A 26,878-nucleotide genomic window follows, 5' to 3' on the forward strand; every position below is an offset into this window, starting at 1 on the left:
TTTTGCTCATGAGAATTAAGATTCTACTATGCTTAATACTTCCATTTTTTAGTTTTTCGCAAAAAACCTATCACTTTGATTATATGCTGACTTATGAGTTGGCTATTTTTAAAAAAGACACTATTAAGAAACAAGTTATTTATCTAACAAACTCTAAAGATAATAGCTATTTTGTAGAGATTGCGGTTGACGAAAAAAAACAATATAATATTCTTTTTAAAGTGCATGATTCTTTTGCCGCAGATGTTATAACCACTATTGCCGAATTTAACAAAGCTGAATTTATAAATATACCTTGCGAGTATTTAAGGGATTACAGTAATTCAAAAAAAAATGTTGCGGACATGTATGATTATAATATTTTGAATGACACCTTAATGGAAGGCCGAAATCATCAAAATTATCGCTTCAGAAGTACTTATAGTTCAAAAAAACGTTTAAGAAAACGTGCTGGTTTCAATGTGTATATTATAGATTCTTTGCTGGGCGAACATGCACCCATTTTAACACACCCTACTGCTTATCACAAATGGAAAACGCATAACATTAATTTGCCTCAAGGCATCTACATAAAAAAGCTTTTTTATAACGAATATGATGTTTTAACTGAAGTGTCGAGTTTAACTTCTAGTTTTAAGATTGATAAAAAAATTGTTATTACTGGCACCTGCCACTTTTAATAGCTATTAGGTCTAGCGTATTTTATATCTAGTAAAATCTATAAAACAAAAAGCGCCTGTATAAAACAGACGCCCACAAACTAACAAAAACACTAAACAAACTGCTCAAAAGAACAAGCAGTTTGCTAGTAATTCTTATCATCAACAAACACTTAAAACTTGTAACTCACAATTCCTTTAATAAAAAACGGTGTACCAGGTGTGAAGGTAATTTCTTCCACAGGATCAATTTCATTTTGTAATCGCGTTTCTGTCGCAAATTGTGTTTCGTTCCATTCCGTATCAAATAGATTTTCAATGGCTACACCAACACTAATATTTTTATTGAAGGCGTAATTCATATTTAAATCGGTTACAAAATAACCTGTAGCAACAATTGAGTTGTCCTCATTAGCTGGCCTATCATCAATATATCGGTAACGAATTCCTGCAGAAAAACCATTTAAATCATTAATGGATAAACCACCTGTTAGTGTAAAATCTGGTGCTAATGGAATATAGTCCGCACCACTTGGTTCATCCACACTTCTGGCATGGGTTAAAGTTGCGTCTGTATCAAAATACAACCAATTTGTAAATTGGTAACGAAGTCCTAAATCTAACCCATAACGTTCTGATTTTCCACTAGGCTCTACAACACCTGCATCTCCTACATATACAAACTCTTGCTCTGAAAACAAATACCATAATGCTGTATTAACCACCATTTTTGGGAATGGTTTCCAAATAGCGCCTAAATCGGCACCGTAAGCTCTTGGTAAAATTTCTTCACCATTTTGCGCAACAACTACGCGCGCATCATTGGAATGGAAGCCTATTCCTGATTTTAAAAATAATTGTAAGTTTTCATTTTGATTATAAAAGAAATTCAATTTTGGACTTACTGTTGTTTTTGTTTCAGATAGTGTTTCATATTCTGCCACCAATGCATCGTTATACATAAATTTAAAATAGTCCAAACGTAAAGCTGGTGCTATAATAAATTTGTTCAGCTTAAATTCAGCATTAACATATCCAAACATATTGGTTTCGTTTACATTTCCTAAGTGCTAAATAATTGAGTGTTTCGTTTCGGTTTAAGGTATGAGAAAGCTCTACATCATTAACCATATCATAACGCATACCAAAACCAGATGTAATTTTGGTATCTACTTCACCTACATGTGTGTCCTTTATGAAAGCGGTATTAAACCCGAAAATATCACGACTTTCAAATTGCTTAATCTGATCGCCATTAATAGGGTCTTCTAAAAAGAAGGTGAAATTGGAATACAACTCAAAACCATACTTAGAGTAAAATACATTGGATTTAAATTGTAAGTCGTTATCTAAAATAGATTCATAAGCAACATTCACATTACTTCTTGAGGTGTTTCCACCTTCGGTATCATCAATAGAACCGAATCGTGAAATTAGCCCACTATCTACAGCTCGTTGTGGAATTTGCCCGGAAGCATCCCAACGACTTGTAAAATGTGAAACCGTTAGGGACAATTTATCATTACCTTTTAAATAGGTACTGAATTTTCCAAATAAATTTAAACGATTGAAATTTTGAGGCGAATCATAAGGACCATCAAACTCAATATATTCCAATGCCACATAAGCATTAGAGCGTTTGTTGTTTTTCAATAAATCAAACATACCTAATGTTCTTATTGAGTTAAATTGCCCGAAACTTAAACTAACTTCACTTCCATTAATATTATCTTTCGTGTTAAAATCTACGTATCCCGCAGTTGCAAAATCACCTTTATTAGCATAATATGGTCCTTTACCAAAATTAATATTATTGATGGTTTCCGGAATTACAAAATGTAAATCGCTATACCCTTGACCATGTGCGTGAGACACCATATTTACTGGCATTCCGTCTACAGACAAACTTATATCTGTTCCGTGATCTATATCAAAACCACGTAAAAATATTTGCTCGGCTTTTCCACCTCCGGCATGTTGACCAATAATTAATCCTGGTACTTTACGTAATATTTCTTGTGATGAGTTTACAGGATTGGTTTCCAAATCTACTCTGGCAATACTGTTCATGGCATTTACCTGTTCGGTAATAACTAATTCATTTAAAAGAATTGTTTTACTCTTTAAAACAACTTGAACACCATTTTTTAAATGATCTTGATTGAGAATAACAGACATTTTTTCATAACCTAATAAACCAATGGTTAAAGAATCGCCTTGATTATTATTTTCTATGATAAACGTTCCGTTTGATAATGTGTGCGCGTGACTAGAGGTGTTAATATTATATACATAAGCGTTTTCAATAGGTTGTCCCTCATCATCATGTACAACACCTTTTACCGTTTGAGCATGAGCTATTTGAGTCATGATAAACACGGCAAATAAATATTTAATTACTGTTTTAGTTAGCATAATTGGTTTGGTTTAATAGGTTAGATTCTTGAAATTTCTTGAGATAAAATAGGTCCTAATTCATACGAACTAGACTCCAATTCGGGTTTTAGTTTTTGCGCTTTTTCAGTTAATCCATTTGCCTTATAAATTAGGGCTAAATGATAAATGGCAAGAGGTTCAAAAGTATTACCAATAACGAACTCTTCCATAATACTTAACGCTTTTTTAACATTTCCGTTTTTATAATAACTCCATGCTAATAAATCATAGGACATAGCCGTTGGACGGTTTTGAATTTCTTTCTTTGCCAATTGTAAAGCTGCTTCATGTTGATCTTCAGAGTCCACAAAAAGTTCAATATTATACGCATTATACATATCTCCATAAGAGTCATTTGAAACCAAGGCTAAATACATATCAATATTACCTTCTTTGGCTTGTTTGTTTTTCATGAAATCCGCAATTTCAGCTTTCAATAAATACAAATCTGGCACTTGGTAATTTTGCGTTAAGGTGTTTAAAATACGTGTGGCTTCTTCTGGATTTCTTTCATAGGAATACACAATCCAAGCAATTCCTTTTTTAGCATAAGCATCATTTGGATTAATGGCAAGTGCTTTTAAATAATAATTATAAGAATCCTTTATTTTTCCAGCATGCCCATAAAAGTCGGCCAAATTGGTGTAAGCCCATTCTTTAGAGCTATTAATATTAGCACTTTCTGCCATAGCTGTGGCTTGTTCCATATACTTTATGGCTGAATCCAAATCGCCTTGATGATCGCTCCATTTTGACAAGCGAATTAAATAATCAAAATCACTAAAATCTTTTATACGTTCCAAATACGTTTTTGCTGCAGCTACATTACCAAGTTCTAACTCTACATCAAAAAGCATTTTATACGTAGCTACTATGTTTTCACCATTAGTTTTAGCTTTTTCCAGCATTGTTTTTGCTTCACGAAAACGGTGTTGAGAAATATAATTTCGCGATAGTGAACGCAAATAACCTACGTTATTATAATTGGTGTGTTCATTTACTGCTTTTAAATTTTTTTCGGCTAAAATTAAATGTTCAACCTTTCCTGTTATGGTAAATAATCGAGAATGAGACGCTGCAATTTTAGCTACATAAGGATATTGCGATGGTTCTTTTTCTAGCTTTTTTTCCCAAAATAAAAGATCCTTTTGAGCTTTTTGCAACGCATCATTCTCGACTAATTCTAAATAACTATAGTAATCTGTTTTTTCGGTTATTGCTTTGGGTTGGTTGTCACAACTTGTAACAATAAGCATGCAAACAAATAATCCGATATATTGTTTTAAAGTTTTCATGTGTTGATGTTGTTTGTTTTGTTTGTTTGTTTGTTTGTTTGTTTTGTAATAAAAAAATCAGGGCATGCCCTCACATGCCCTGATTTAGAATCTCTACCAAGCGCTAGCTAAATATGGAAATTCATTTAAAAAGTCTTTGTCATTTGCATCTACATTATCATTTGATAATCCTGGAAATTCTGGAGCTGTTAAGCCTGTTTCACCACCAAAAATCAATATCAATTCTACTGTAATAACATCATCCGTTAAATTTCGTCCTGTTAAAACGTTCGTTCCATCGTAAAATGTTGTCGGTCCATCTAAGGAAACATTAAGAACGTCTGTTGCTAATAAGCCTGTAAATTCTGCTGATGTTAACCCTAAAGCATTTGTATCTCCCGGATTGGCATAAGCAGGACTTAAACCTTCCAAATTGGTTTGGAACATGCTTTGAAATGCCGCATTTTGTTGCGTTGGGATTGTTTTATTAAACATGTTTTTACTATCCCCAGAAACGAATACAGTATTCACTGCTGGTCTTCCCATTTGATCTTGTTGTGCAAATACCCCAGAGAAATCAGGAGCAGTTGGACCTCCTTGTGCTGGTGTAAAGTCGTCGTCACTTGAACAACTAATTGTTAATGCTGCAATGGCAACAATACTAAATATGTATTTTAAATTTTTCATAATATCTGTGTTTTAAATTTGTTAGTTTATTATTGTTTACGTTTAGATTCCACCCACGTATTTATAGTTCCAGTACTACCAACAAGGTTTTTTGGAACTTCTACCACTATGGACATTACGTTAGATCCAGCAAACGTATCTGATCCTGGATTAGCAAATTCCGTCTCGTTTCCTGCTATAATATCACCATAACGTGCGAAATCCATAAAAAATGGATCATCTCTAGGTCCTGCAAAAAACTTCATTTGATTCGCGTTTTCAATAATGGCAGATTCTCCATATTGCGAAATATCTACACTTCCTTTAGCATTTTCTATAAGGATTGTACTATTGAGTCCTGTTGTAGAAGGCGCCGATGGCCCGAAGAAATACATTTTACCATTTCTTGGAATAGCTTGAATTACTAAATCTTCAATATTGTCTTGATCGGTATCAATATTAAATTCTATTAAAACGTTTTCGTCAAATGCGGCATCACTAGTATTTGCTGGACTTATCAACCCTTGAACGTTGGCGACAAAAACTAAATTGTCTGTGTTTTGCCCCTGAAAGGCGTAAAAATCAGTGATATCACTTGTACCACCTGCTACTGCTGGCGCATCGATATGATCGGCTGCTACCAAAAAGAAACCTGCTACGACTGCAACACCGATTCCTAAATAAATTTTCATGTTTTTCATAATTTTGAGTTTTTGTTAATTATTATTGACTCTCACACATACCTACGCAATAACTTTAAAGTCGGTTTTGTTAAAATTTTGTTAACATGATTTTTTAAGGACTTTTTAGATTAATACTCTATCTTTACACCCTCAAATAAACGAACATGAATCCATCAGCAAATGGCTGGATAAATAAATTATTACTCGTAGAAAATATTAGTACCAATCTTTCTACCCTATCTACAAACACCTTTTATAGAGAGCTTCGTCAAAACGGATTTATTTATGGAAGTAACGTAGGTGTATTTAATGACTATGTCTCTAATTCCGATTTTACAAGTGAAGAGATATGTAAAGTAAATTTAATTACGGCGTTTAATTATATTCATAGCACATCAGGCACTACAAGTAATTTTGTTGATAGTATTCTAGACTTTTACACACTTATAAACGCTTACAAGGCATCCTTCTTTTCCGAACTTTTAGGCGGAAAGAAAAATGTATCTACCCTTGAGAAAATCATTCATAAACGAGTTCAAATTGATGATAACATAATTGAAAGAAGTTTCAATTACTTTATTACCAATGCCTTATTATTTACGGATGTACTAGCCTATAAAACGTTTTTAAAAACAGAACATATATCAGAAGTCTACCTTCAAAATTTAGAAGCGGCAATTGAAACGGTCGTCATTCACACCTTAAATTCTAAAATTCTGAAAAGTGATTATGACGAAAGTTTAATAAATTTATTTGAACAGTCACGGAGATATCATGACTCAAAAAAAATGAGTTATAATGAAGCACTCTCCCATATTTCGGGGGGTTTAGAAAAATATTATATTTTAGATATTGCGTGTATGGCAGCCTGGGGCGATACGATAATTGATAAGAAGGAATATGATTTTTTAAATAAATTATCAACCGACTTACAATTAGAAGGCGCTAATATGGATGAAGCCACACGTGCCATTAATGTGTTTTACGAAACACATAAAGATAAAATAGCCTTATTAAGCTCCAAGAATGTTGTAAAAACATTTTACAATAATTCTAGCGAGATGGTAAACAAATTAATTTCTAGAAATAGTAAGCGTTTATTAAAGGAGCTTCAGGAAAGTAAGGATTTAATGAAGCTTTTAACGCAATCTACCATAAGAGAATTAAATGAAGACGAACAAAAACGCGTACACAATCAGTTATTAGATATTTTTAAATCTATACCAAGTTTAGCCATATTTTTATTACCTGGTGGAGCCTTGTTATTACCAATTGTAATAAAATTTATACCAAAATTATTGCCTTCGGCTTTTGATGATAACCGGGTGGATGATTAAGAAGCCCAAGTAACTATTTAATTTTAAGACGTTTTTTATTATTCCAACCAATTCTTAAAGTCCTTAACTCGCTCACGAGCAACTATTACCTCTTGTTCGTTAAAGTTATTTAGTTTTATTTCTAAACGTGAATTGGTATAACTCACCATATCTTTTATTGCATGGATATTAATAAAAAATTTTCTACTAATTCTAAAAAACTGTTTTGGATTTAATTCGTTATCTAATTGCTCTAAAGTGGTATCCAAAAGATAGCTTCTACCTTGATTGGTATGCAAGTAGGTACCTTTATTTTCACTATAAAAACATTCTATTTCATCAATTGTAAACAGCTTTAAATGCTGCCCAACTTTTACTGAAAAACGTTTCTTGTATTCTGGTTCCGATGCATTAACCAACAGGTTTTTTATAGCATTAAAATCCAAAGCTACCTGTTGCTCTTTAAATTGATGTTCCTTAAACTTCTCTAATGCTTCTGCCAATTCATCGGTATCAATAGGCTTTAACAAATAGTCAATACTATTTAATTTAAAAGCTTGCAGCGCGTATTCATCATAGGCTGTTGTGAAAATAATAGCAGATTTAACTTTTACGGCATCAAAAATTTCAAAAGATAAACCGTCACTTAATTGAATATCTAAAAAAATAAGATCGGGATGTGGGTTGTTATCAAACCAATTTATTGATTCTTCAACCGAATGCAGCATAGTTTCAGCTTGGACTCCTAATTTATCTAACATCCGTTGTAATCGTCTTGCTGATGGTTTTTCGTCTTCTATTATTATGACATTCATAGTGTTTTAGCTGGTTTAGATTGGTTTTATTTCTTATTATGGCGTTCCATATATTCCTTAATTTTACGTTCTTCCCAGTTTTTCCCTAAAACCCAATTTGGTAAAAAAACCGATAAACCATGGACTAACAATCCAAATCCCCAAAATGTAAGTGTAAAAAAATTCTTAAATTGAAAGTAACTTTCTCCAGGCTCCAATTCTTGTACATTTATTGCCACAATCATTAAATTGATAACAACATATACCAATAAATGCGAATAAAAACCCTTTAATTTTTTTACTTCCGCTTTTGCCCGATCCAAGCGGTCTTGCGCTTCAAAATTAAAATTATTACTCATTAGTTCCATTTTTTTTGATTATTTTCTTTATTTAAAATCTCTTGTATTTTGCGTTCTTCCCATGTTTTACCATAACCAAACACGGCAAATGCATGAAACACTATACCCATACCCCAACCTAGCATTGGAAACCAAAACCATTGAAAACCCCAAGATGTTTTATAATTTAAAAAAATTAAAAAGGGAATAACGAGGCAGTAAGATATCAGGTTTCCATAAAACCCTTTTATTTCTTCTACCTGCTTTTTAGCTCGATAATAAGCTTCTTCTTTATTTGTAATTTCTTGTGGCTCCATAATTGTTATTTGTTTTGTAAGCATGGGTATTGAGACCTTGAACACCGATGACTCTTGATTAATAAATACTTTTTTAGTGGTTAAAAGCGAATAGCGTTCCGTTATATTACTCAACCCTACTCCACTACTCTTTTTTAATACTTGTTTTGTTTGTAAGTTATTTTCGATTACCAAATTACCTTCGCGTTCATAAATTTTAATATGTAAAGGTTTGCTAGAAGTTACCATATTATGTTTTACGGCATTTTCCAAGAGCAACTGAAGTGCTAATGGCACCACTTTGCTGTCCGGATTGGAAGCTTGATTTGGAATATCAAAAATAATACTGTCCTCAAAGCGCATTTTTAATAGCAGCATATACGTTCTAGCAAATTCTAATTCCGCATCAACAGATACTAAATCTTTGTTTTTTTGTTCTAAAACATAGCGATATATTTTTGATAAAGACGTTGTAAATTGTTGGGCGTTTTCTGGATTTTCTTCAATTAAACTAGATAGTACATTTAAACTATTAAACAGAAAATGCGGATCTAACTGGTTTTTAAGCGCATCAAATTTTGCGGTCTGGGTTTGTGCAACGATTTGAGATTCTTTAACCTTTTTTTCTTGAGATTGCTTATAAAAATAAACCGCATGAAACGTAATTACAATGGTTAAGGTAATCCATAAACCAAAGGTATAACTCCTGTACGATTCATTGGCAATAAAGGTTTCAAAGCTTATACCCTCTAGTGCCAAGGCTTCAAACATATGCAAGAGAAATAAGCCAAAAAGCGTAATTATAACTGAACCAACAACACCTACCAGTATTCGTTTTAAACTCTCATCATCTTTCCAGTTACGCTTGCCTAAATATCCAAAAAAATACATGTTAGAAAATCCTAAAATAAAAGCATACAACTGATAAAACATAAGGTTTACAAGCAGATCATTAAAGCTATCAAACTCAAAACCACGAGATAATGCATTGCCAATCAAAAAAACCAAAACACCTATACCAACAGTGAGTAGTATATTTTTCATTAGTCTATTCATGATGTCGTGGGTTATTGGTGTTTAATATTATTTACAGTTAGCCAATACTTGTTCGGCACGTTCTTTCCCCCAACTTGGGTGAAAATCTGAAGCGGGTTTAAAGGTAACAAAAAGTTCTATGGCTCCAGCAATGTCTTCGCAGTACGGCTTGGTATCTTTACCAAAAAATTTGGCGCTACCCATTTCCCATTCTGCTTTATTAAGAACCACTCTTGGGTTTTTTGGATCTAGTTTATACGCTTGCTTATAAAGCTCATTTATTAAGGCGCTGTATTTCATGCCATACGTAGCACCATCAAAGGCCACCCAATTGGTATAAATTTGGGCTTGCATAACTAAAATTTCGGCATTATTTGGATTTATAGCTTTAGCCAAATCTATATAGTTTTGAGCTTTCTCTAATTGAGAAGTCAATACACTAACATCCTTTTCTGTCCAACTTTTTAAACTGTTAATTTGCGCAATATAATAAGCAGGAAGCCATTCATCTGGTTCCGCATCTGCAATGCGCTCAAAAAGTTGTTCAGCCCCATTCATATTATCAGACTGCCACAAAGAAAAAGCCTTTGTCATGCCTTTTTCAAAATTAGTTTGACCTTGTGTTGCTAAGCCTAATAAAAGCGTGCACGTGATTATAAGTGATTTCATAAGATTGTGTTTTTATTTGATAGAGCAAATATGCGCCAGAAATAAGAAAAAAAAAAAAAAAAAAAAAAAAAAAAAAAAAAAAAAACCGTATTAATGGATCCTTGGATCTCTTTAATACGGCTGTAAAAACGATAACCGACCAATACAATTATTCAATTTTAAAATTTATCGGAATACTATATGGCACTTTTACAGGCTTTCCGCGTTGTTTTCCTGGTTTCATAATTGGCAATAAACCTATTATGCGTTCCGCTTCTTTCTCTAATTGCGGATCTGGACCACGCGATCTAATATTACTTACTCGTCCTTGGGAATCAATAATAAACATGACATACACCTTCCCATGAATTCCTAAATCTAGAGCTGATTCTGGATATTTGAAATGCTTTTGGATATGCTCGGTTATTTTCGCACTAAAACAATTACGCAACGCCACGTTATTTCCAGAACAACCAGGAAAAACAGGCACATCTTCTACAACGGAAAAAGGTACTGAAACCTCTTCTTCAATCTCTTCTACGATTACTTCGTCTACGGTTATTTCGCGCTCTTCAATACGATCTTCCTGACCAGATTCCGAGCTTTCTATTATTGTTTCTTCAATCTCTTCGGTATCTTCTACTATGGTAATAACTTCAGGTATTGCAGCAGATGCAGGAGGTGGTGGCGGAGGCGTTGCTTCAAGATTAGTAATAGGAATATCGTCTTCAATCTCTTCTGTGAATATCAAGAGTTCTTGATTAATGTCTGGTTGGTCGTACGTGCGATACTCCAATCCACGCCAAGTAAAAAACAGCATGATATTAAGACCTACAGCAAAATAGATAGCGCTGTTGCGACCAATTTCTAAATTTGGATTTTTTTTGAGTTCCATAATTTCTAGAGTTTAACTGAAATTAAATTACTCCAAATACCTGTAAAAAACTATGATTTAAATCATGTTTTACACTGTATACCAAATAGTTAAATAATAATTGTTTACAAATTATTTAATTGATTATCTGTTCCTTTTTCACTAATTGTCCAGAAAAACCCAATAAAGAAAAACTGATCTGCGGCCGGTTTTAATGCACGACTTGCAAAGTTTCCAGTAACATCTGGTGAGTTGGCATACTGATATCCGTTAATATTATTAAAACCCAATGCATTATTAACAGATACATATAGTATTTTTTGTGGTGTTACTAAATACGCCCAATTCAAACTTAAACTGTTATAACTTTTTGTTTTTTGATTTAAAAACCCGTCTAAATTTGGATTGGTATAAGTCCGTCCAGAAGCAAAATTATAGCTTAAACCAATCTGACTTTTCCAGTTTTCAACCCAATATTTGCCTATTATGGAAAGATTATGAGTGTTTGCAAAATTTGGTGTAGCAGGTTCTAGGTAATTTAAATAGTCGCGCTCGCTATCTAAAAAACTATAACTTACCCAATAGTCGATATTTTTTAAGCTTTTGTTATCACGCCAAAATAAATCGATCCCTTTAGCAAAAGCAAAACCCTGATTATTAAAATCACTATTAAGACCCACAAATTCCGTGTTATATTTTATTAGGTTCTTATAATCCTTATAAAAAGCCTCAGCCCTAAAAATTTGACCATCACGATTTAATTGATAATTCAATATATAATGCGTTGTTTTTTGAGCTTGCAAATCCTGTTCAAACTTTAAAATACTACTATCCGGATTCTGATAAAAATTACCATAAGCCCAAGATATTTGACTGTTTTTAGATGTTTTATAAGCCAATGACAAACGAGGCGATATTGTAACTTCATTAAACAACCCACTGTATTCTAATCTTAACCCACCTTTTAAAGCGAATTTTTTTGAAAATATAACATCCGCTTCTGTAAAGGCTGCCGAAATATTATTTTTAAATCCATAGGATAATTTATCCGTTACAGGACTTTCATATTTCTCATTGAAGTCTGTGGAAAAATATTCAGCACCTACATGAAGTTTAAAACGATTGCTAAATCGGCGTTTCAATTTAAATTTTGCATGAACGGCATTTTCAGTATCATTAATATCATCTAAAAAAACTTGAATATCATTATGAGCATACGTATAACTTAACCCTCCAAAAATTGTCCAATTATCCGAAAGTACGCCTCGGTACGAACCATTAAAATAAAGGTTGTTATTTTTTAGTTTGTAGTAAACACCTTCTGGAGCATTGATGTCTTCTTGTGTTAGCGCAAAACCACCTGATTCAAATGCGGTATATAATTTCAGTATACCTGAATTGAACGGACGTCTAAAAACAGCTTCACCGGAACCACCATTAAATGGTTTATCCCATTCATTTCTATCGGGAAATACAGCAGTATAAGGCGCCAAGTTAATATAGGAACCATTAACACTTAAGGAACTCTTTTCCCATTTTTTAGTATGACCTAAAGAGCCACCAACACTCATGATTCCTATATCTGTTTTATTTTGTTCTGGTTCATGAATCGTGTTTAAGAGAAGTACACTTGATAATGCTTGGCCATATTCGGCAGAGTAACCACCTGTTGAAAAGGTGATTCCATCAAAAAGAAACGGTGAATATCTACCGCGCGTGGGAATATTATTTGTTGTTGGTGTATAGGGTGTAAATACCCGAATGCCATCAATAAATATTTGCGTTTCATTGGCATCACCTCCGCGCACAAATAAGCGGCCATCTTCCGCAACTGTAGTCGTTCCTGGCAATGTTTGCAAGGCGCCAACAAAGTCACCCACTGCACTAGCCGTTGTAACTACATCCAAGGGTTTTAAAACGGATACTTTACTATTATCGCCAGCTTCAAACGTACCTGCTGAAATAACCACCGTATCCAAAGCATTAACATCTTCACGTAATTTAATGGTAATAGTTATAAACATCGAAACGTCTGCTTCTAATTTATAAGTCTCATAAGATAGAAAGGACACAATTAATGTTTGTAGTCCAGTTTCTGAAGTTTGAAAATGAAATTCACCCATAGCGTTGGATGTTGTGCCATCATAGCTCCCTTCAATATATACGTTAGCACCTTCTATAGGAATATTTTTAGAATCTAGAACGGTTCCACTTATTTCAACTTGCGAAAAGGCTGAATAGGATATTAAGGATAGTAGAATGATGTAAACAGTTTTCATATTCGTTGGCTTTCATGTTTGATACAACAAATATGAATCTACCCATAACATTTTAAAAAATATTTGGACTCAATTGTAAATTTTAATAGCTGAAATGTAAAATGCCACTGATACTAATAATAAAATGCTATTTTAGTATCCTGCCAAAAATTTAAACTATCTTATTTCTAACAACTCTAAATATGAAATTAACCAAATTTGAAAAATCATTTATCATCCTTTTTTGTTTCATATTGATAGCGGAAATTCAAACGGGAATGTCCTATCCATTCTTACATTATTTTGCAAAGCCCGCCTTACTAGTTTCAATAATTATATTTTATTACAAACAAAATACTTCCATCGCCAATAAGATAAAACAGCTTACTTTTGGTGCTTTAATCTTCTCTTTATTGGGTGATATTCTATTGATGTTTGCAGACAAATCTGATCACTTTTTCACGCTTGGATTGGTCGCTTTTTTAACCGCTCATATTCTCTATATTTTGGTGTTTTTAAAACGAAGAAATACCGATAAAAAACCCTATCTTTTTAGTGTTATTTTACTCGTATATGGCGGACTACTTTTTTACTTTTTGAAGGATAATTTAGGCGATATGTTAATACCTGTTATTGTATATATGCTAGTTATTTTAACCATGGGAACAACAGCGTATTTGCGAAAAGGAGAAGTGCCAAATGTTAGTTATATATTGGTTTTTGTAGGCGCTATTTTATTTATGATTTCTGACAGTTTACTCGCTTTAAATAAATTTTATGAGCCCTTGCCATTTTCAAATATAAGTATTATGTTTACATACGCTTTTGCACAACTTTGTATTATTTTTGGACTCCTAAAAGAGCGATAGATTTTCCTTATAATAGACAGTTAAAACACTAATATCCAAATTATTAAAAACACTTTATTAAACTATTTATTTAACTTATTGAATGGTCTAATAATTAAGCGTGCTGCTTTGTCAAAATTGATATAATTATAGGTCCAATTGAAGAAAACTACCACTCTATTTCTAAAGCCTACTAACGCCATCAGGTGAATAAACATCCAAACAAACCAAGCTGAAAATCCAGAAAATTTTAAAGAACCTAAATCCACAACCGCTTTATTTCTTCCTATAGTTGCCATGGAACCTTTGTCATTATATTTGAATTTCTTCATAGGTTTATTTCCTATTAATTTTATAATATTTTTAGCAAATAATTGGCCTTGCTGGATGGCAGGTTGCGCCACTTGAGGATGTCCTTTTGGATAGGCTTCCGTTTCCATATAAGCAATGTCTCCAAGCGCAAAAATATGAGGGTAATTTTCTACCTGATTATACCCATTTACCCGGTACCGATTTAACTTTTCAAAAAGCGCATCAGAAGCTAAACCTTTCACTGGATTTCCAGTAACACCTGCCGCCCAAATTAAGGTTTCAGATTCTAATTCTAAATCTGTATTTGTTTCTACTTTTTTTCCATCGTAATTTTTAACAAACGTATTACAGTGAATTGTAACACCTAATTTATTAAGAAATTCAGCGGCCTTTTTGGATGCATGTTTACTCATTGGCGGCAATAATCTATCACCTCCCTCCAAAAGATGAATTTGCATATCGTGTGCATTCAAATCATGATAATCTTTTGGGACAATGTTATTTTTTAATTCAGCAATAGCGCCAGCTAATTCCACACCTGTTGGCCCACCTCCTACAATTACAAAATTCAAAAAGGCATGGCGTTCCTCAACCGTTTTTGCAATAGTTGCTTTTTCTAAATTTTGAAGTATTAAACTTCTAATATTTAAGGCTTGCGGAACCGTTTTCATAGGCATGCTATAGGTTTCTACATCCTTATTGCCAAAATAATTAGTTTTCGTTCCCGTAGCCAACACCAAATAATCAAAGGACAAATTACCTATTGATGTTTGTATGGTATGCGCTTCCGCATCTATTGTTTGGACTTCCGCTAACCTAAAAAAGATATTTTGGGACGATTTGATAATTTTGCGAAGTGGATATGCTATGGAGTCAGGCTCCAAACCTGAACTTGATACTTGGTATAATAGCGGCTGAAAAGTATGATAGTTTCTTTTGTCTATTAAAACAACTTGAACCGGTTTATTTTTCAAGGATTTCACCAGATTAACACCGGCAAATCCACCGCCAACAATCACTAACCTTGGAAGTTTAGATTCAGGAATATTCATAAATAAAATGGATACGTTTCAGATATACAAATATAAACCTTAACAATTTAATTGGCTATTTTTGAATAATATTTGTATTCCCTGTAACTTTTTAATATTTATGCTACTTATACAGTACTAAACCATCAATTTGAGCCAATCATTAGAACATAGTTTTGTTGAACAGCTTGAGGCAAATCAAAATATTGTGCATAAAGTGTGTAGACTCTACACCAATAACCAAGATGCTCATAATGATTTGTTTCAAGAAATTACCATACAACTTTGGAAAGCTTTTCCAAAATTCCGTGGTGACTCAAAATTCAGTACTTGGATGTATCGTGTAGCACTGAATACCGCTATAACACTGTATAGAAAGAAAAAGCGCAGAATAAAGACACAAGAGTTTGAAAGCATTGAATTCAAAATAAAAGCAGAGGAATATGATGATACCGAAGAGCAACAATTAAAATTACTTTACAATGCTGTTAAAGAACTGAATGATATTGAAAAAGCATTGGTGTTTTTATATTTAGAAGAAAAAAATTACAAAGAAATAAGTGAAACAATGGGAATTAGCGAAGTAAATGCACGTGTAAAAATGAATCGCATAAAAACGAAGCTTAAAACCATTTTAAATCCGTAACCTTATGGATGAATTAGAATTATTAAAAAAAGACTGGAAAAAGGATAACAATACCTATCCTAAAGTGTCCTATAATGATATTTATAAGATGATTTTAAAAAGGTCGTCGTCCATTGTAAAGTGGATATTTATCATTAGTCTATTAGAATTTATTTTCTGGCTTGTTATATCCTTTGCATTAAAAGATAGCAAAAGCATGGAACGTTACAATAGCTATGACGCTGATTATGTTATTATACCGCTTACCGTATTTGGCTATATTATTCTAGCGTATTTTTTCGTCATGTTTTTTAAAAACTACCGAACTATTTCTGTTACGGATAGTGCAAAAAAACTTATGGAAAACATTTTAAAAACACGTCAGACGGTAAAACGCTACGTAGCTTTTAATCTCCTTTACTTAATATTATCCGTTGTTATTGTACTATTTGTAGAGTTTGACCAAGATCAAGAACTTATTAATCTGGCAAACAGTGCAGCAGCAAGTGGAGAAGCATTTAAGTTCTACACCATTTTTACTTTAACCGTGTTGGTGCTTTTAGTTGCTGTTATACTTACCTTACTCCTCTTTTATTGGTTAGTTTACGGTATTTTACTGCGAAGTTTAAATAAGAATTACAAGGAACTAAAAAAATTAGACTTATAAATTTACGGATTATTAGGACGCCATTTTCGCATTTCATTTAAAGCTTCTTCAGCTTCTAAAACATCTTGTGGAATTACCTTTAAAAAGGAAGGATGTTGCTCTATAGCAAATTCAATTTTTTCAACTATTTCAGCTATGGAATCATTTTCGTAATCAATCTGTAATGGCTCTTTAATTTCTAATGTTTGCAGAATATTTTTCTTCTTAACACGAAGCCCTTTTTTATCAAACGAACGCCTAAAACCATCAATAACGATAGGTACAACAACTGGCTTGTAATGCTTAATAATATGCGCTGTTCCTTTTCTAATAGGTTTAAAAGGTGTTGTAGTACCTTGTGGAAAGGTAATAACCCAACCATCATCTAAAGCAGTTTTGATAGCTGAAATATCGCTCATTTTTACTTGGCGATTTACATCTTCTCCTTTTGCGCGCCAGGTGCGCTCAATACTAATAGAACCAGCATAAGCCATTATTTTAGGAAGCAAACCTGATTTCATGGTTTCTTTAGCAGCTACATAATAAATGTTCATTTTTGGATTCCATAAATATCCTACGTTTTTTATAGAATCGTCTCGGTCACTTAAACTCGCATTAAAAACATGGAACATAGCCACCACATCAGCAAAATAGGTTTGATGGTTAGATATGAACAACACATTATTATCTGGCAGATTTCTAATAATTTCAGATCCTTCAATTTTAAGTTCATTAAAACCTCTAAATCGCCTATGAGTAAGCGCGCCTAGAATTCTAATAACCCATTTTTTTAAAATGAGATAATGACCAAAAGGATTTTGTTTAAACAATCCCATACGTATAATTTAAAACTGGTTTAAGATTACAAATGTAATAAAACTGTCCGTTTACAGCAGTTCTTTTAACAAGTCTTTTATTTCGCTCAACATCATAGCTGTTGCTCCCCAGACAATATGATTGTTTAAATGAAATGCTGGCACATCCACCTCAACACTATAGGAAGTTGATACCGTTTTAGTTACCACACTGGATTCACTAATAAAATCTTGTAAAGTCACCTCAATAATGTCTTCAACTTCCGTATCCTGTTTAACAAATTTAGGCGTACATCGAGAAATTCCTATAAACGGGTAAACAAAAAAATTACTTGGTGGAATATAAACCTTGGTCATGGCGCATAAAATTTCTACTTCACTCTGTGGCACGCCTACTTCTTCCCACGTTTCTCGAATGGCAGCATCTTTTATTGAGGCATCCGTTTTTTCCACTTTTCCACCAGGAAAGCCTACTTGGGCAGAATGCACACCTTTATAGGTTTTCCGAAGAATTAACACCAATTTAGTTTCATGTTCTTGATCCGGATAAAACAAGGCAACAACTCCAGCATTTTTAGCATTTTTAATGGCATTTTTTTGCTGCGCTTGGAGCTGCTCTCTAAAAGGTGGCGACATTTTAAATTGTGAAGATTCGGCTGGCAGTGGTATATTTTCTATTTTTGATACCGATTGTAAAAATTCATCAAATTTCATCTATGATTCGTATTCTTATGTTAGTCGCTTTTATATTTTTTCTTGGTTGTGAAGATAAACAATCAAAACCAAAAGAAACGACTCCTAAAACGACAAAAACTGTTAAAAAACCGACCAAAGTATTAGATAGCTCCAAAATAAAAACACCTGAATTCCCTTTCCTAACGGATGAAAATGCCATGGAATTCTTTTTAGAGTACGAAAAAAACAATCCGGAAAACAAAGTGCGAATTACCACCAAATTTGGCAACATTGATATCTTATTATATGACAAAATTAAGTTTCATCGTGCAAATTTCGTATACTTAACCAAACGCGGTTATTTTGATGGCACACAATTTTACCGAGTAATAGATAATTTCATCATCCAAGCTGGAAATACAGACGATCCAAAAATAAAACGAAAACGAGGAGATATTGGTCGCTATCTCCTTCCCCCAGACACCAAACGAGGTTTTAAACACCATAGAGGTATTGTGAGCATGCCAAGTAGTGAGATTGAAGATGCCTATAAATTAGCATCGCCATTTGAGTTTTTTATAGTCCAAAACAAAGATGGTGCCTATCATTTGGATGGCGATTACACCATTTTTGGTGAAGTTATTTCAGGTATGGATGTGGTTGATGAAATTGCCGCTCAAAAAACCGACGATGGCGATTGGCCTTTAAGAAACGTATATATTAAGAAAGTGGAAATCATTGAGTAATGCAGCTACTATTTATAGAGCGTTGGCAAACTGACTTTAAACCGGACAGCTAGTAGTCTGATGGTAATAACTACTAAACCGGCAATAATAAAAACAACGTTATTATCTATAGGCAGCTTTCGGACTAGAAAATAAGTTAAACCTCCCAAAATACATGCTGTTGCATAAATTTCTTTTCTAAAAATTACAGGAATTTCATTACATAAAATATCACGAATTACCCCACCAAAGCAGGCCGACATTGTACCCAAAGCAATACATATTATAGGGTCTAAGCCTGCTGAAATGCCTTTTTCTACACCAACAACCGTGTACAAACCTATTCCAATTGTATCAAAAAGAAATAGGGATTTCCGAAGGTAATCAATTTTATTTTTAAAAATAATAGTCAATACCGTACTAGCTAAAATAACATAGATATAATTTAAATTAAGCATCCAACTCACTGGCGTTTCACCAATTAAAACATCACGAAGTGTTCCACCACCAACAGCTGTAACCGTAGCAATAATTAAAATTCCAAATACGTCCATGCGCTTACTTAAAGCGACCAGCACACCTGAAATAGCAAATGCTATGGTTCCTAAAATATCTATTGCGTAAAACATGACTGTTACCTATTAGTTTAAAATGCAAGCAAAGGTATAGAATGATAGCTATTTAGTGAAACGGAATACCTACTATTTTTTAGGCATAATTTGCATACTAATAAAGTCCGTTATTTTGCAAAAATCAACTTTATTTTAATTAATACAACGGATTCAAAAATACTAACATGAAATACCGTTTTGAAAACGTCCAGAACATTTCACACAATTATATTCTTGATAATTTATTTAGGCATTAGCTCAATAAAATAGACACCGTTTTAAAAACGGTGTAAGCGATTCACACAATTTCTTTGCAAGAAGTGGGTTCTCTGCTTACATATTTTGAGTGTAATAGTTATAATCCTTTAAAATGGTGTCAATAAACTCTTTGTCAAACATATCTGATTCTATTTGCAGCAAGCCACAAATTTTATTTCGTATAATTGTTAAGGTCTTGAAATCATTATTCCGTTTGGAAATCATAAAGGCTTCTTTAATAATCCGAACGTCCTTGTCACTTAACAATGTTACATTATTAAATACAGGTTCATAATCGTCAGTTATTTCTTCCAGAATAGTACTGGTTATTTTATGTTTTTGTTTCACACTAATAACAACAGTGCCTGCTGCTGAATCACCAACACGTTGCTTTTTATCGGACAATAAAATACTCATTACACCAATTGAAGCAAAAAACATCCATATATCAATAATCCGAAGCATCCAACGCACCAATAAATTATACCATTGGGTTGGCGCTCCATCAAAACGAACCACTTTTATTTTCATGATCATTTTACCAATGGTTTGCCCACTAAACAGAACATGACAAAGCAAAGAATAAAACAAGGCAGGAAGCGTTAACAATCCAAGAAACCCACGACGGGTCCAGCTATCGGTATCAAATATTTCAGAAACTGCTACCAAGTTTTCCATAATGGTCATGTAAGCAATAAGAATCAAGCCGTCAATTAAAAAAGCGACAAAACGTTCGCCAACACCAATTAGTTTGTAATCTAAATTGACATTTTGGGCTGTGTTAATTGCTATATTGCTCATGGAAATGTATATTCGTTTAAATTTTAAATAGGCTATGCGCGAAGCATCATTCGTGAAGCAAAATAAGGAAAAATGGCTGGTATTTGAAAAAGCATTACACAATAATGTTAAAATAAACCCAGACGATTTAGCTTCATACTATATTCAACTTACTAACGACCTCTCCTATGCACAGACTTACTATGCTGATAGTAAGACGCTTTTGTATTTAAATTCGTTGGCATCTGAGGCGCATCAGAAAATTTATATCACCAAAAGAGAGTCAAAAAATAAGATTGTTTCCTTTTGGAAATACGAATTTCCACTGTTCTTTATAGCCTATCATAAAACCTTACTGTATTCCTTTCTAATTTTTATGTCGGCTGTTTTAATTGGTGTCGTTTCTACTTTAAATGACGACAGTTTTGTACGTTTAATTTTAGGTGATGCTTATGTAAATATGACCATTGAAAACATTGAAAATGGGGAACCTATGGCGGTTTATAAAAGTGGAAGCCAAATGGGTACTTTTCTGGGAATTACTATAAACAATATCCGTGTGGCTATTTTTGCATTTGCTGCAGGTGTTGTTTTTAGTGTAGGCACCATTTATATTTTGTTTAGTAATGGTATCATGTTAGGCGCTTTTATTACGTTTTTCTATAATTATGGCATTTTAGAAAAAACATCGACCGTTTGGCTTCATGGTACCATTGAAATTTCGGTGATTGTAATTGCTGGTTGCGCGGGTTTGGTAATGGGAAATAGTTTTCTATTCCCCAAAACTTATTCTAGACGCGTTGCTTTTATGAAAGGCGCCAAAGACGGCTTGAAAATAGTAGTCAGCACGATTCCGTTTTTCATTGTAGCTGGCTTTATTGAAGGGTTTATAACTCGTTTTGGAGAACAAATGCACCCTGCTTTAGCTTATGGGATTATTCTTGCATCTTTAACCTTAATTATATTTTATTATATAATTTACCCGATTAAATTGAATAAAAAAATGGCCTTAAATCTATAAAACCTACCGTATGGAAAAACCGTATTTAGAACTTCGTACGCGAAATACCTTTGGCGATATTGTCAATAACTATTTTCAGTTTTTAAAACTCAACTTTAAACATTATACCAACCTATACTTGCGTTACAATGCCATTAGTATCATATTAACACTAATTGGATCTTATCTGTTAGTAACTGGATTCATGGGTTTGGCGAGTCGTGATTTCAGGTTTGGTATGGAAACTAGCATGGATAACGATTGGTATTTAATAGTTGGCGGATTGCTTCTCGTTGTTATTCTATTTGTTACGGCCGTTTTAAATTACAGTTTTTCTAGCGCTTACATGACAGAATATGTAAAGCAGGAAGGCAACGTGAAATCGGCAAACATTTGGTCTGCCATTAAAAAGAATTTAGGAACCATCATCCTATTTATCCTTATTGGCATTGCCATGTACATCGGTTACTTTGTGGTTTCTCTGGTTTTAGCGTTTATTCCGTTATTAGGTATGTTAGCACAATATGCCATCAATTTTACGCTAAGCGCCCTTTTTGGTTTATCATTTATGTCTATTTTCAGTACTAATAAATCGGTTGGCGAAGCCTTATCAGAAGGTTGGTCTTTCACGTTTTCTAATTTTATTCGTGTGGTTTTCTTCGGATTGGTAATTGGAATTCTAAATCTAATGCTAACGTTTTTAATCCTATCCATCCCTGGATTCATTATTGGTTTTTACACCTATTTTTCTATTGAAAGTGAAGTGGATTTTTTAACAAGTAACTTTGCAACTATTGTTTTTACACTAGGTTTTACCATGTTTGTATTAGCATTTATTTTCTCGCAAGCCCTTTCACAGGTAGCTTATGGTGTACTATTCTTTAATTTACATGAAGAACGATATAACACATATTTGCGCGAACGTATAGAACAAATAGGTGTTAATGAGTAAACCAAACAGACATATCACTTTAACGGTTTCAGGCTTGTTTTTTATAAAGCATGCGGTTGCCGTTGCACAAAATAAAATCCAAGAAGACTCGACAGATATCACGGTTACCTATTTTAAAGAAGGCATCCTGGATCGCTATTCCGGAAATGATTTCAATTACAATATCAACGATACAGGTGGTGTTAATTTATTACAACAATTGCTTCGGAAATTTTTTAACTGGTTAGGTAATCTTTTCGGGATTGACATAGATTTTGTGGATTATGAAACTTTGGAATACATTGTTTACGGCCTTTTAGCTGCTGGAGCTCTGTATTTATTTATTAAGTTTTTATTACAATCACCTATGAGCTCCGTATTTAAAACGGAAGAAAAAACCATTGATAATTTTGGTTATATTGAAGAAGACATCCAACAAGTTGATTTTGAAAACCTAATAAAAACAGCCTTAAAAGAAAGCAATTATCGTTTGGCAACGCGTTATTTATATCTAAAATCACTTAAAAATTTAACGAACAAAAACATCATCGATTGGCATTATGACAAAACCAATTCAGACTATCTCAATGAAATTTCAGATGATGGTATCAAACAATTATTCAAACGCATTTCTTACATCTATGATTACGTTTGGTATGGCGAATTTGCCATAGACGAACAAGCTTTCAATAGAAATCAAGACGATTTTTCAACCTTAAATAAACGCATTAATGGATAAACGCTCAAAAATAGCTTTATATAGCATTGCCGCCATTATCGTGTTGTTAATGATAGCTGAAGTCACCAAACCTAAACCATTGAATTGGCGAAACTCCTACTCCGCTGCCGATAAAATTCCTTTGGGTTGCTACGTGCTTTACAATGAATTAAAGCCATTTACGTCCAGTACAATAGAAACATCTGATGAAAGTTTGTACGAACGCTTAAAAGATTTTCCTAACGCGACAAACACGACGCTCCTTCTTATAAACGATTATATTAATGTTGAGGAAGAAGGCTCCAATGCGCTTTTGGAATTTGTTGAAAATGGGAATACCGTTTTTATTAGTACCAACTATGTTTACGGAGCATTTGCCGATTCGCTAAACATAGAAATAGATCGGGATTATGATGGATTTTTCAAGGATCCTTCCAAATCTATATTCACTAATAAAACCTTAAAAGCTAACGAACGTCTGTTTGATGATGTTATTGAAAACAGCTTCTTCACCTCTATAGATACATCTAATGCAACCATTTTAGGTTATATGATTGATGAAAATAAAATAAGGAAGGAAGTTAATTTTACTAAAACGCCTTTTGGCGATAATGGTGGAGCCTTTTATGTTCATAGCAATCCGTTTGCCTTTACAAACTATCATTTATTAAATGACAAAGCAGATTATGCCGCAACCGTTTTATCATTTTTGCCAAAAAATAATAGCATCCTTTGGGATAACTATTATAAAAGCGGACGCAAAGTTATAAAAAGTCCATTGCGCTTCATATTAAGTAGTCCTGCACTAAAATGGACATTCTACATTAGTTTAATAGGTTTAATCATCTTTGTTATTTTTAAAGGAAAACGAACCCAGCGTATTATTCCAGTTGTAGAACCCTTAAAAAATTCAACCGTAGCGTTTACCCAAACTATTGGCGATTTATACTACCAACATGGTGATTATTCGAATATCATTCATAAAAAAATAACCTATTTTTTAGAATTCATACGAACCACATACTATTTAGAAACCAATGAATTTAGCGAGCGTTTTATTCAGAAACTCGCTGTTAAATCATCAAATACGGTTCAAGACACTAAATCATTAATCGATTTAATTACGTTTTTAAAATCGAAAAATAACCACACAGAAAAAGAGCTCATTGCCCTTAACAAACAAATAGAACATTTTACAAAAAACACTATATAATGGAAGATACGAACCAGCACGAAAGCGAAGATTTAAGCTTTACGAATAGAATTGACCTCAAGCCTTTGCAAGCCCATGTAGAAAGTATTAAAACGGAGATTGGTAAAATTATCGTTGGTCAGAATGAAATGGTAGAATTGCTCATCATTTCTATTTTATCTAATGGCCACACACTTATTGAAGGTGTTCCAGGTGTGGCAAAAACAGTTACCGCCAAACTTTTAGCACGCACGTTAGATGTGGATTTTAGTCGCATTCAATTTACACCAGATTTAATGCCGAGTGATATTTTAGGAACCTCCATTTTTAATGTAAAAACGAGCGAGTTTGAATATAAAAAAGGCCCTATTTTTTCCAATATTATTTTAATTGATGAAATTAACAGAGCACCTGCAAAAACGCAAGCCGCTTTATTTGAGGTTATGGCAGAACGACAAATAACTATTGATAACAATCAGTTTATTATGGAGCCACCTTTCTTGGTTTTTGCCACACAAAACCCAATTGAACAAGAAGGAACCTACCGTTTGCCAGAAGCACAATTAGACCGTTTTTTATTTAAAATTAATGTGGATTATCCATCATTGGAAGATGAAATTCAGATTCTAGTGGACAACCACAAACGGGAAGATCAATTAGACTATAGTACAATAAACCCGGTTTTAAAAGCTGCTGATATTGTAAAATACCAAGGGTTAATTAAACAAATTTTAGTGGAAGACCACTTACTCCATTACATTGCTTCCATAGTTAACAGCACGCGTAATAACGCTAATTTGTATTTAGGCGCATCGCCAAGAGCATCCATTGCCATTTTAAATGCAGCCAAAGCAAACGCAGCTATTCAAGGTCGCGATTTTGTAACACCAGATGACATAAAACGCTGTACCAAAGCTGTTTTAAAACATCGCTTAGTACTAACACCAGAACGTGAAATGGAAGCCTTCACAGTTGATAAAGTAGTAGACCAAATTCTTGAAACGATTGAAATCCCAAGATAATTGAAACGTATCTTTAAACATATCTATTTAGAATTTCGGTTTTTTGCAGCCTTAATGGGATTCGCATTTCTATTTCTGATGGCGTATCAATTTCCGGGATTATTACCAATAAGTATCATGCTTTTTGGAGCTTTTTTAGTACTTATTCTTATAGATAGCATATTGTTATTCAAACAAAATGGATTAGAAGCCAAACGATTACTTCCAAAAAAATTGAGTAATGGTGATGATAATCCGATTGAAATCACCTTGAAAAACACGTATAATTATAAAATTAAACTAAAACTCATAGACGAGATGCCGTTTCAATATCAGAGGCGCGATTTTGAAATTGATACCCAACTTGATAAACTTACGGATAAAAAAATCACCTACACCTTGCGTCCTTTGGAACGTGGCGAATATCATTTTGGAAACCTGAACGTTTATGTAACGTCTCCAGTTGGATTATTAACCCGTCGTTTTCAATTTGGAAATAATGCTATGGTACCCAATTACCCATCATTTCTGCAGTTAAAGAAATATATGTTGTTGGCATTTTCGAATAAAATTTTCGAATTTGGATTAAAGAAAATCCGAAGAATTGGTCACACCATGGAATTTGAGCAAATTAAAGACTATGTTCAAGGTGATGATATTCGGAATATAAATTGGAAAGCAACAGCCAAACGGAGTCAATTGATGGTAAATCAATTCCAAGACGAACGCTCCCAACCTATTTACAGTGTTATTGATAAAGGTCGCGCTATGAAAATGCCGTTTAACGGATTAAGCCTTTTGGATTATGCTATTAATGCAACCTTGGTTATTAGTAATGTGGCTTTAAAAAAACAAGATAAAGCTGGTATGTTTGCCTTTTCTAGGAAAGTGGATAATAAAGTAGTTGCTGAACGCAGACCATCACAGATGAATCAGATTATGGAAACGCTTTATAATTTAGATACCGATTTCGCAGAATCCGATTTCTCTAGATTATATATTGATGTGAAGCGAAGTTTAAACCAACGAAGCTTATTACTACTCTATACCAATTTTGAAACCTTAGATGCTTTACATAGACAATTACCGTATTTACAAGCCATAGCCAAGCATCATGTATTGGTTGTTATCTTTTTTGAAAATACCGAATTGGATAAACTCACGCAGAAAGAATCACGTAATACCTTTGAAATATTCGAAAAAACCATTGCCGAAAAATTTGTTTATGAGAAGAAACTCATCATTAACGAATTGCAGAAACATGGCATTCAAAGTATTTTAACAGCTCCAGAAGATTTAACCTTGAATACCATTAATAAGTATTTAGAAATTAAAGCTCGTGGGTTAATTTAATCTGTTTTATAAAACCCATTTTACAATACATCCTAAAAAAACAACAGTTCAGTGAGCTTACTTTTCAGAACATAGCGGTT

The 26,878-nt window shown here is 33.4% G+C and carries 26 protein-coding genes and 1 pseudogene; 12 read left to right on the forward strand and 15 right to left on the reverse strand.

Annotated elements, in window-relative coordinates:
* The first annotated feature begins 8 nt into the window (after positions 1 to 8).
* Positions 9 to 680 carry a hypothetical protein gene (locus GMA17_RS07270; RefSeq protein ID WP_248400536.1) on the forward strand — a complete coding sequence of 224 codons (672 nt, stop codon included), beginning with the start codon at positions 9 to 11 and terminating at the stop codon, positions 678 to 680.
* Between the two features lie 152 nt (positions 681 to 832).
* On the opposite strand, the pseudogene GMA17_RS07275 reads toward GMA17_RS07270, so the two are convergent.
* From GMA17_RS07275 to GMA17_RS15400, 4 genes and pseudogenes are all read right to left on the reverse strand, one after another.
* Positions 833 to 3,029 (reverse strand): annotated as a pseudogene (locus GMA17_RS07275) (TonB-dependent receptor).
* Positions 3,030 to 3,094: 65 nt separating this feature from the next.
* Positions 3,095 to 4,390 (reverse strand): tetratricopeptide repeat protein, encoded by a 1,296-nt coding sequence (locus GMA17_RS07280; protein WP_248400537.1) that lies wholly within the window; start codon positions 4,388 to 4,390, stop codon positions 3,095 to 3,097.
* Between the two features lie 93 nt (positions 4,391 to 4,483).
* Positions 4,484 to 5,056, reverse strand: a complete 573-nt coding sequence (locus GMA17_RS15395) for a DUF4331 family protein (RefSeq protein WP_256476242.1) — start codon at positions 5,054 to 5,056, stop codon at positions 4,484 to 4,486.
* Between the two features lie 29 nt (positions 5,057 to 5,085).
* Positions 5,086 to 5,736: a DUF4331 family protein gene (locus GMA17_RS15400; RefSeq protein WP_256476244.1), complete on the reverse strand. Its 651-nt coding sequence runs from the start codon at positions 5,734 to 5,736 to the stop codon at positions 5,086 to 5,088.
* A gap of 146 nt (positions 5,737 to 5,882) precedes the next feature.
* On the opposite strand from GMA17_RS15400, the gene GMA17_RS07290 reads away from it, so the two are divergent.
* Positions 5,883 to 7,055, forward strand: coding sequence for an LETM1-related biofilm-associated protein (locus tag GMA17_RS07290; protein ID WP_248400538.1), 1,173 nt, complete (start codon positions 5,883 to 5,885; stop codon positions 7,053 to 7,055).
* Positions 7,056 to 7,093: 38 nt separating this feature from the next.
* Here GMA17_RS07290 and GMA17_RS07295 read toward each other — a convergent pair whose 3' ends face one another.
* The 6 genes from GMA17_RS07295 to GMA17_RS07320 form a co-directional block, all read right to left on the reverse strand.
* Positions 7,094 to 7,849: a LytTR family DNA-binding domain-containing protein gene (locus tag GMA17_RS07295; RefSeq protein WP_248400539.1), complete on the reverse strand. Its 756-nt coding sequence runs from the start codon at positions 7,847 to 7,849 to the stop codon at positions 7,094 to 7,096.
* A 26-nt stretch (positions 7,850 to 7,875) separates the two neighbouring features.
* Complete coding sequence (locus GMA17_RS07300) at positions 7,876 to 8,187, reverse strand: 2TM domain-containing protein (protein ID WP_248400540.1); 312 nt, start codon at positions 8,185 to 8,187, stop codon at positions 7,876 to 7,878.
* The gene (locus GMA17_RS07305; RefSeq protein ID WP_248400541.1) at positions 8,187 to 9,518 is read right to left on the reverse strand and encodes a 2TM domain-containing protein; all 1,332 of its coding nucleotides are present in this window, start codon (positions 9,516 to 9,518) and stop codon (positions 8,187 to 8,189) included. Before GMA17_RS07305 ends, GMA17_RS07300 begins: the two co-directional genes overlap by 1 nt.
* 27 nt (positions 9,519 to 9,545) lie before the next feature.
* Positions 9,546 to 10,166, reverse strand: coding sequence for a M48 family metallopeptidase (locus tag GMA17_RS07310; RefSeq protein WP_248400542.1), 621 nt, complete (start codon positions 10,164 to 10,166; stop codon positions 9,546 to 9,548).
* 148 nt (positions 10,167 to 10,314) lie between these two features.
* Positions 10,315 to 11,040: an energy transducer TonB gene (locus GMA17_RS07315; protein WP_248400543.1), complete on the reverse strand. Its 726-nt coding sequence runs from the start codon at positions 11,038 to 11,040 to the stop codon at positions 10,315 to 10,317.
* Positions 11,041 to 11,144: 104 nt separating this feature from the next.
* Positions 11,145 to 13,298, reverse strand: a complete 2,154-nt coding sequence (locus GMA17_RS07320) for a TonB-dependent receptor (RefSeq protein ID WP_248400544.1) — start codon at positions 13,296 to 13,298, stop codon at positions 11,145 to 11,147.
* A gap of 182 nt (positions 13,299 to 13,480) precedes the next feature.
* On the opposite strand from GMA17_RS07320, the gene GMA17_RS07325 reads away from it, so the two are divergent.
* Positions 13,481 to 14,146 carry a lysoplasmalogenase gene (locus GMA17_RS07325; RefSeq protein WP_248400545.1) on the forward strand — a complete coding sequence of 222 codons (666 nt, stop codon included), beginning with the start codon at positions 13,481 to 13,483 and terminating at the stop codon, positions 14,144 to 14,146.
* Between the two features lie 62 nt (positions 14,147 to 14,208).
* On the opposite strand, the gene GMA17_RS07330 is transcribed toward GMA17_RS07325, so the two are convergent.
* Complete coding sequence (locus GMA17_RS07330; RefSeq protein ID WP_248400546.1) at positions 14,209 to 15,489, reverse strand: NAD(P)/FAD-dependent oxidoreductase; 1,281 nt, start codon at positions 15,487 to 15,489, stop codon at positions 14,209 to 14,211.
* A 130-nt stretch (positions 15,490 to 15,619) separates the two neighbouring features.
* Here GMA17_RS07330 and GMA17_RS07335 point away from each other — a divergent pair, with 130 nt between their 5' ends.
* Positions 15,620 to 16,114: an RNA polymerase sigma factor gene (locus GMA17_RS07335; protein ID WP_248400547.1), complete on the forward strand. Its 495-nt coding sequence runs from the start codon at positions 15,620 to 15,622 to the stop codon at positions 16,112 to 16,114.
* 4 nt (positions 16,115 to 16,118) lie between these two features.
* Positions 16,119 to 16,760, forward strand: a complete 642-nt coding sequence (locus tag GMA17_RS07340) for a hypothetical protein (RefSeq protein WP_248400548.1) — start codon at positions 16,119 to 16,121, stop codon at positions 16,758 to 16,760.
* Between the two features lie 2 nt (positions 16,761 to 16,762).
* On the opposite strand, the gene GMA17_RS07345 is transcribed toward GMA17_RS07340, so the two are convergent.
* The gene (locus GMA17_RS07345) at positions 16,763 to 17,575 is read right to left on the reverse strand and encodes a 1-acyl-sn-glycerol-3-phosphate acyltransferase (RefSeq protein ID WP_248400549.1); all 813 of its coding nucleotides are present in this window, start codon (positions 17,573 to 17,575) and stop codon (positions 16,763 to 16,765) included.
* A 51-nt stretch (positions 17,576 to 17,626) separates the two neighbouring features.
* Positions 17,627 to 18,268, reverse strand: coding sequence for a CoA pyrophosphatase (locus GMA17_RS07350; protein ID WP_248400550.1), 642 nt, complete (start codon positions 18,266 to 18,268; stop codon positions 17,627 to 17,629).
* Positions 18,269 to 18,270: 2 nt separating this feature from the next.
* Between GMA17_RS07350 and GMA17_RS07355 the strand changes: the two genes are divergently transcribed.
* Entirely contained in the window at positions 18,271 to 18,975 is a 705-nt protein-coding gene (locus GMA17_RS07355; protein WP_248400551.1) for a peptidylprolyl isomerase, read from the forward strand.
* Between the two features lie 8 nt (positions 18,976 to 18,983).
* On the opposite strand, the gene GMA17_RS07360 is transcribed toward GMA17_RS07355, so the two are convergent.
* Together GMA17_RS07360 and GMA17_RS07365 are read right to left on the reverse strand one after the other, a co-directional pair.
* A complete protein-coding gene (locus GMA17_RS07360) occupies positions 18,984 to 19,583 on the reverse strand; it encodes a trimeric intracellular cation channel family protein (RefSeq protein ID WP_248400552.1) in 600 nt (199 codons plus the stop codon).
* 315 nt (positions 19,584 to 19,898) lie between these two features.
* Positions 19,899 to 20,624 (reverse strand): RDD family protein, encoded by a 726-nt coding sequence (locus GMA17_RS07365; protein ID WP_248400553.1) that lies wholly within the window; start codon positions 20,622 to 20,624, stop codon positions 19,899 to 19,901.
* Positions 20,625 to 20,658: 34 nt separating this feature from the next.
* On the opposite strand from GMA17_RS07365, the gene GMA17_RS07370 reads away from it, so the two are divergent.
* Genes GMA17_RS07370 through GMA17_RS07395 form a run of 6 tightly spaced genes read left to right on the forward strand, consistent with a single transcriptional unit; the run spans position 20,659 to position 26,798 of the window.
* Positions 20,659 to 21,624: a stage II sporulation protein M gene (locus GMA17_RS07370; RefSeq protein WP_248400554.1), complete on the forward strand. Its 966-nt coding sequence runs from the start codon at positions 20,659 to 20,661 to the stop codon at positions 21,622 to 21,624.
* Between the two features lie 10 nt (positions 21,625 to 21,634).
* The gene (locus tag GMA17_RS07375; RefSeq protein WP_248400555.1) at positions 21,635 to 22,555 is read left to right on the forward strand and encodes a hypothetical protein; all 921 of its coding nucleotides are present in this window, start codon (positions 21,635 to 21,637) and stop codon (positions 22,553 to 22,555) included.
* Positions 22,548 to 23,273, forward strand: coding sequence for a hypothetical protein (locus tag GMA17_RS07380; RefSeq protein ID WP_248400556.1), 726 nt, complete (start codon positions 22,548 to 22,550; stop codon positions 23,271 to 23,273). The genes GMA17_RS07375 and GMA17_RS07380 overlap by 8 nt, the downstream gene beginning before the upstream one ends.
* A complete protein-coding gene (locus tag GMA17_RS07385) occupies positions 23,266 to 24,465 on the forward strand; it encodes a DUF4350 domain-containing protein (RefSeq protein ID WP_248400557.1) in 1,200 nt (399 codons plus the stop codon). The genes GMA17_RS07380 and GMA17_RS07385 overlap by 8 nt, the downstream gene beginning before the upstream one ends.
* Positions 24,465 to 25,466: a MoxR family ATPase gene (locus GMA17_RS07390; RefSeq protein ID WP_248400558.1), complete on the forward strand. Its 1,002-nt coding sequence runs from the start codon at positions 24,465 to 24,467 to the stop codon at positions 25,464 to 25,466. The genes GMA17_RS07385 and GMA17_RS07390 overlap by 1 nt, the downstream gene beginning before the upstream one ends.
* Complete coding sequence (locus GMA17_RS07395) at positions 25,467 to 26,798, forward strand: DUF58 domain-containing protein (protein ID WP_248400559.1); 1,332 nt, start codon at positions 25,467 to 25,469, stop codon at positions 26,796 to 26,798. It begins immediately after the preceding gene.
* The last annotated feature ends 80 nt before the right edge of the window (positions 26,799 to 26,878 follow it).

The organism is Bizionia sp. M204 (genome assembly GCF_023205095.1).
Lineage (GTDB): Bacteria > Bacteroidota > Bacteroidia > Flavobacteriales > Flavobacteriaceae > Algorimicrobium > Algorimicrobium hallyeonense.

Excerpts from the sequence above, each read along its gene's own strand:
- GMA17_RS07270 (WP_248400536.1), top strand. The coding sequence starts at position 9 with ATGAGAATTAAGATTCTACTATGCTTAATACTTCCATTTTTTAGTTTT.
- GMA17_RS07280 (WP_248400537.1), bottom strand. The coding sequence starts at position 4,390 with ATGAAAACTTTAAAACAATATATCGGATTATTTGTTTGCATGCTTATT.
- GMA17_RS15395 (WP_256476242.1), bottom strand. The coding sequence starts at position 5,056 with ATGAAAAATTTAAAATACATATTTAGTATTGTTGCCATTGCAGCATTA.
- GMA17_RS15400 (WP_256476244.1), bottom strand. The coding sequence starts at position 5,736 with ATGAAAAACATGAAAATTTATTTAGGAATCGGTGTTGCAGTCGTAGCA.
- GMA17_RS07290 (WP_248400538.1), top strand. The coding sequence starts at position 5,883 with ATGAATCCATCAGCAAATGGCTGGATAAATAAATTATTACTCGTAGAA.
- GMA17_RS07295 (WP_248400539.1), bottom strand. The coding sequence starts at position 7,849 with ATGAATGTCATAATAATAGAAGACGAAAAACCATCAGCAAGACGATTA.
- GMA17_RS07300 (WP_248400540.1), bottom strand. The coding sequence starts at position 8,187 with ATGAGTAATAATTTTAATTTTGAAGCGCAAGACCGCTTGGATCGGGCA.
- GMA17_RS07305 (WP_248400541.1), bottom strand. The coding sequence starts at position 9,518 with ATGAATAGACTAATGAAAAATATACTACTCACTGTTGGTATAGGTGTT.
- GMA17_RS07310 (WP_248400542.1), bottom strand. The coding sequence starts at position 10,166 with ATGAAATCACTTATAATCACGTGCACGCTTTTATTAGGCTTAGCAACA.
- GMA17_RS07315 (WP_248400543.1), bottom strand. The coding sequence starts at position 11,040 with ATGGAACTCAAAAAAAATCCAAATTTAGAAATTGGTCGCAACAGCGCT.
- GMA17_RS07320 (WP_248400544.1), bottom strand. The coding sequence starts at position 13,298 with ATGAAAACTGTTTACATCATTCTACTATCCTTAATATCCTATTCAGCC.
- GMA17_RS07325 (WP_248400545.1), top strand. The coding sequence starts at position 13,481 with ATGAAATTAACCAAATTTGAAAAATCATTTATCATCCTTTTTTGTTTC.
- GMA17_RS07330 (WP_248400546.1), bottom strand. The coding sequence starts at position 15,489 with ATGAATATTCCTGAATCTAAACTTCCAAGGTTAGTGATTGTTGGCGGT.
- GMA17_RS07340 (WP_248400548.1), top strand. The coding sequence starts at position 16,119 with ATGGATGAATTAGAATTATTAAAAAAAGACTGGAAAAAGGATAACAAT.
- GMA17_RS07345 (WP_248400549.1), bottom strand. The coding sequence starts at position 17,575 with ATGGGATTGTTTAAACAAAATCCTTTTGGTCATTATCTCATTTTAAAA.
- GMA17_RS07350 (WP_248400550.1), bottom strand. The coding sequence starts at position 18,268 with ATGAAATTTGATGAATTTTTACAATCGGTATCAAAAATAGAAAATATA.
- GMA17_RS07355 (WP_248400551.1), top strand. The coding sequence starts at position 18,271 with ATGATTCGTATTCTTATGTTAGTCGCTTTTATATTTTTTCTTGGTTGT.
- GMA17_RS07360 (WP_248400552.1), bottom strand. The coding sequence starts at position 19,583 with ATGTTTTACGCAATAGATATTTTAGGAACCATAGCATTTGCTATTTCA.
- GMA17_RS07365 (WP_248400553.1), bottom strand. The coding sequence starts at position 20,624 with ATGAGCAATATAGCAATTAACACAGCCCAAAATGTCAATTTAGATTAC.
- GMA17_RS07370 (WP_248400554.1), top strand. The coding sequence starts at position 20,659 with ATGCGCGAAGCATCATTCGTGAAGCAAAATAAGGAAAAATGGCTGGTA.
- GMA17_RS07375 (WP_248400555.1), top strand. The coding sequence starts at position 21,635 with ATGGAAAAACCGTATTTAGAACTTCGTACGCGAAATACCTTTGGCGAT.
- GMA17_RS07380 (WP_248400556.1), top strand. The coding sequence starts at position 22,548 with ATGAGTAAACCAAACAGACATATCACTTTAACGGTTTCAGGCTTGTTT.
- GMA17_RS07385 (WP_248400557.1), top strand. The coding sequence starts at position 23,266 with ATGGATAAACGCTCAAAAATAGCTTTATATAGCATTGCCGCCATTATC.
- GMA17_RS07390 (WP_248400558.1), top strand. The coding sequence starts at position 24,465 with ATGGAAGATACGAACCAGCACGAAAGCGAAGATTTAAGCTTTACGAAT.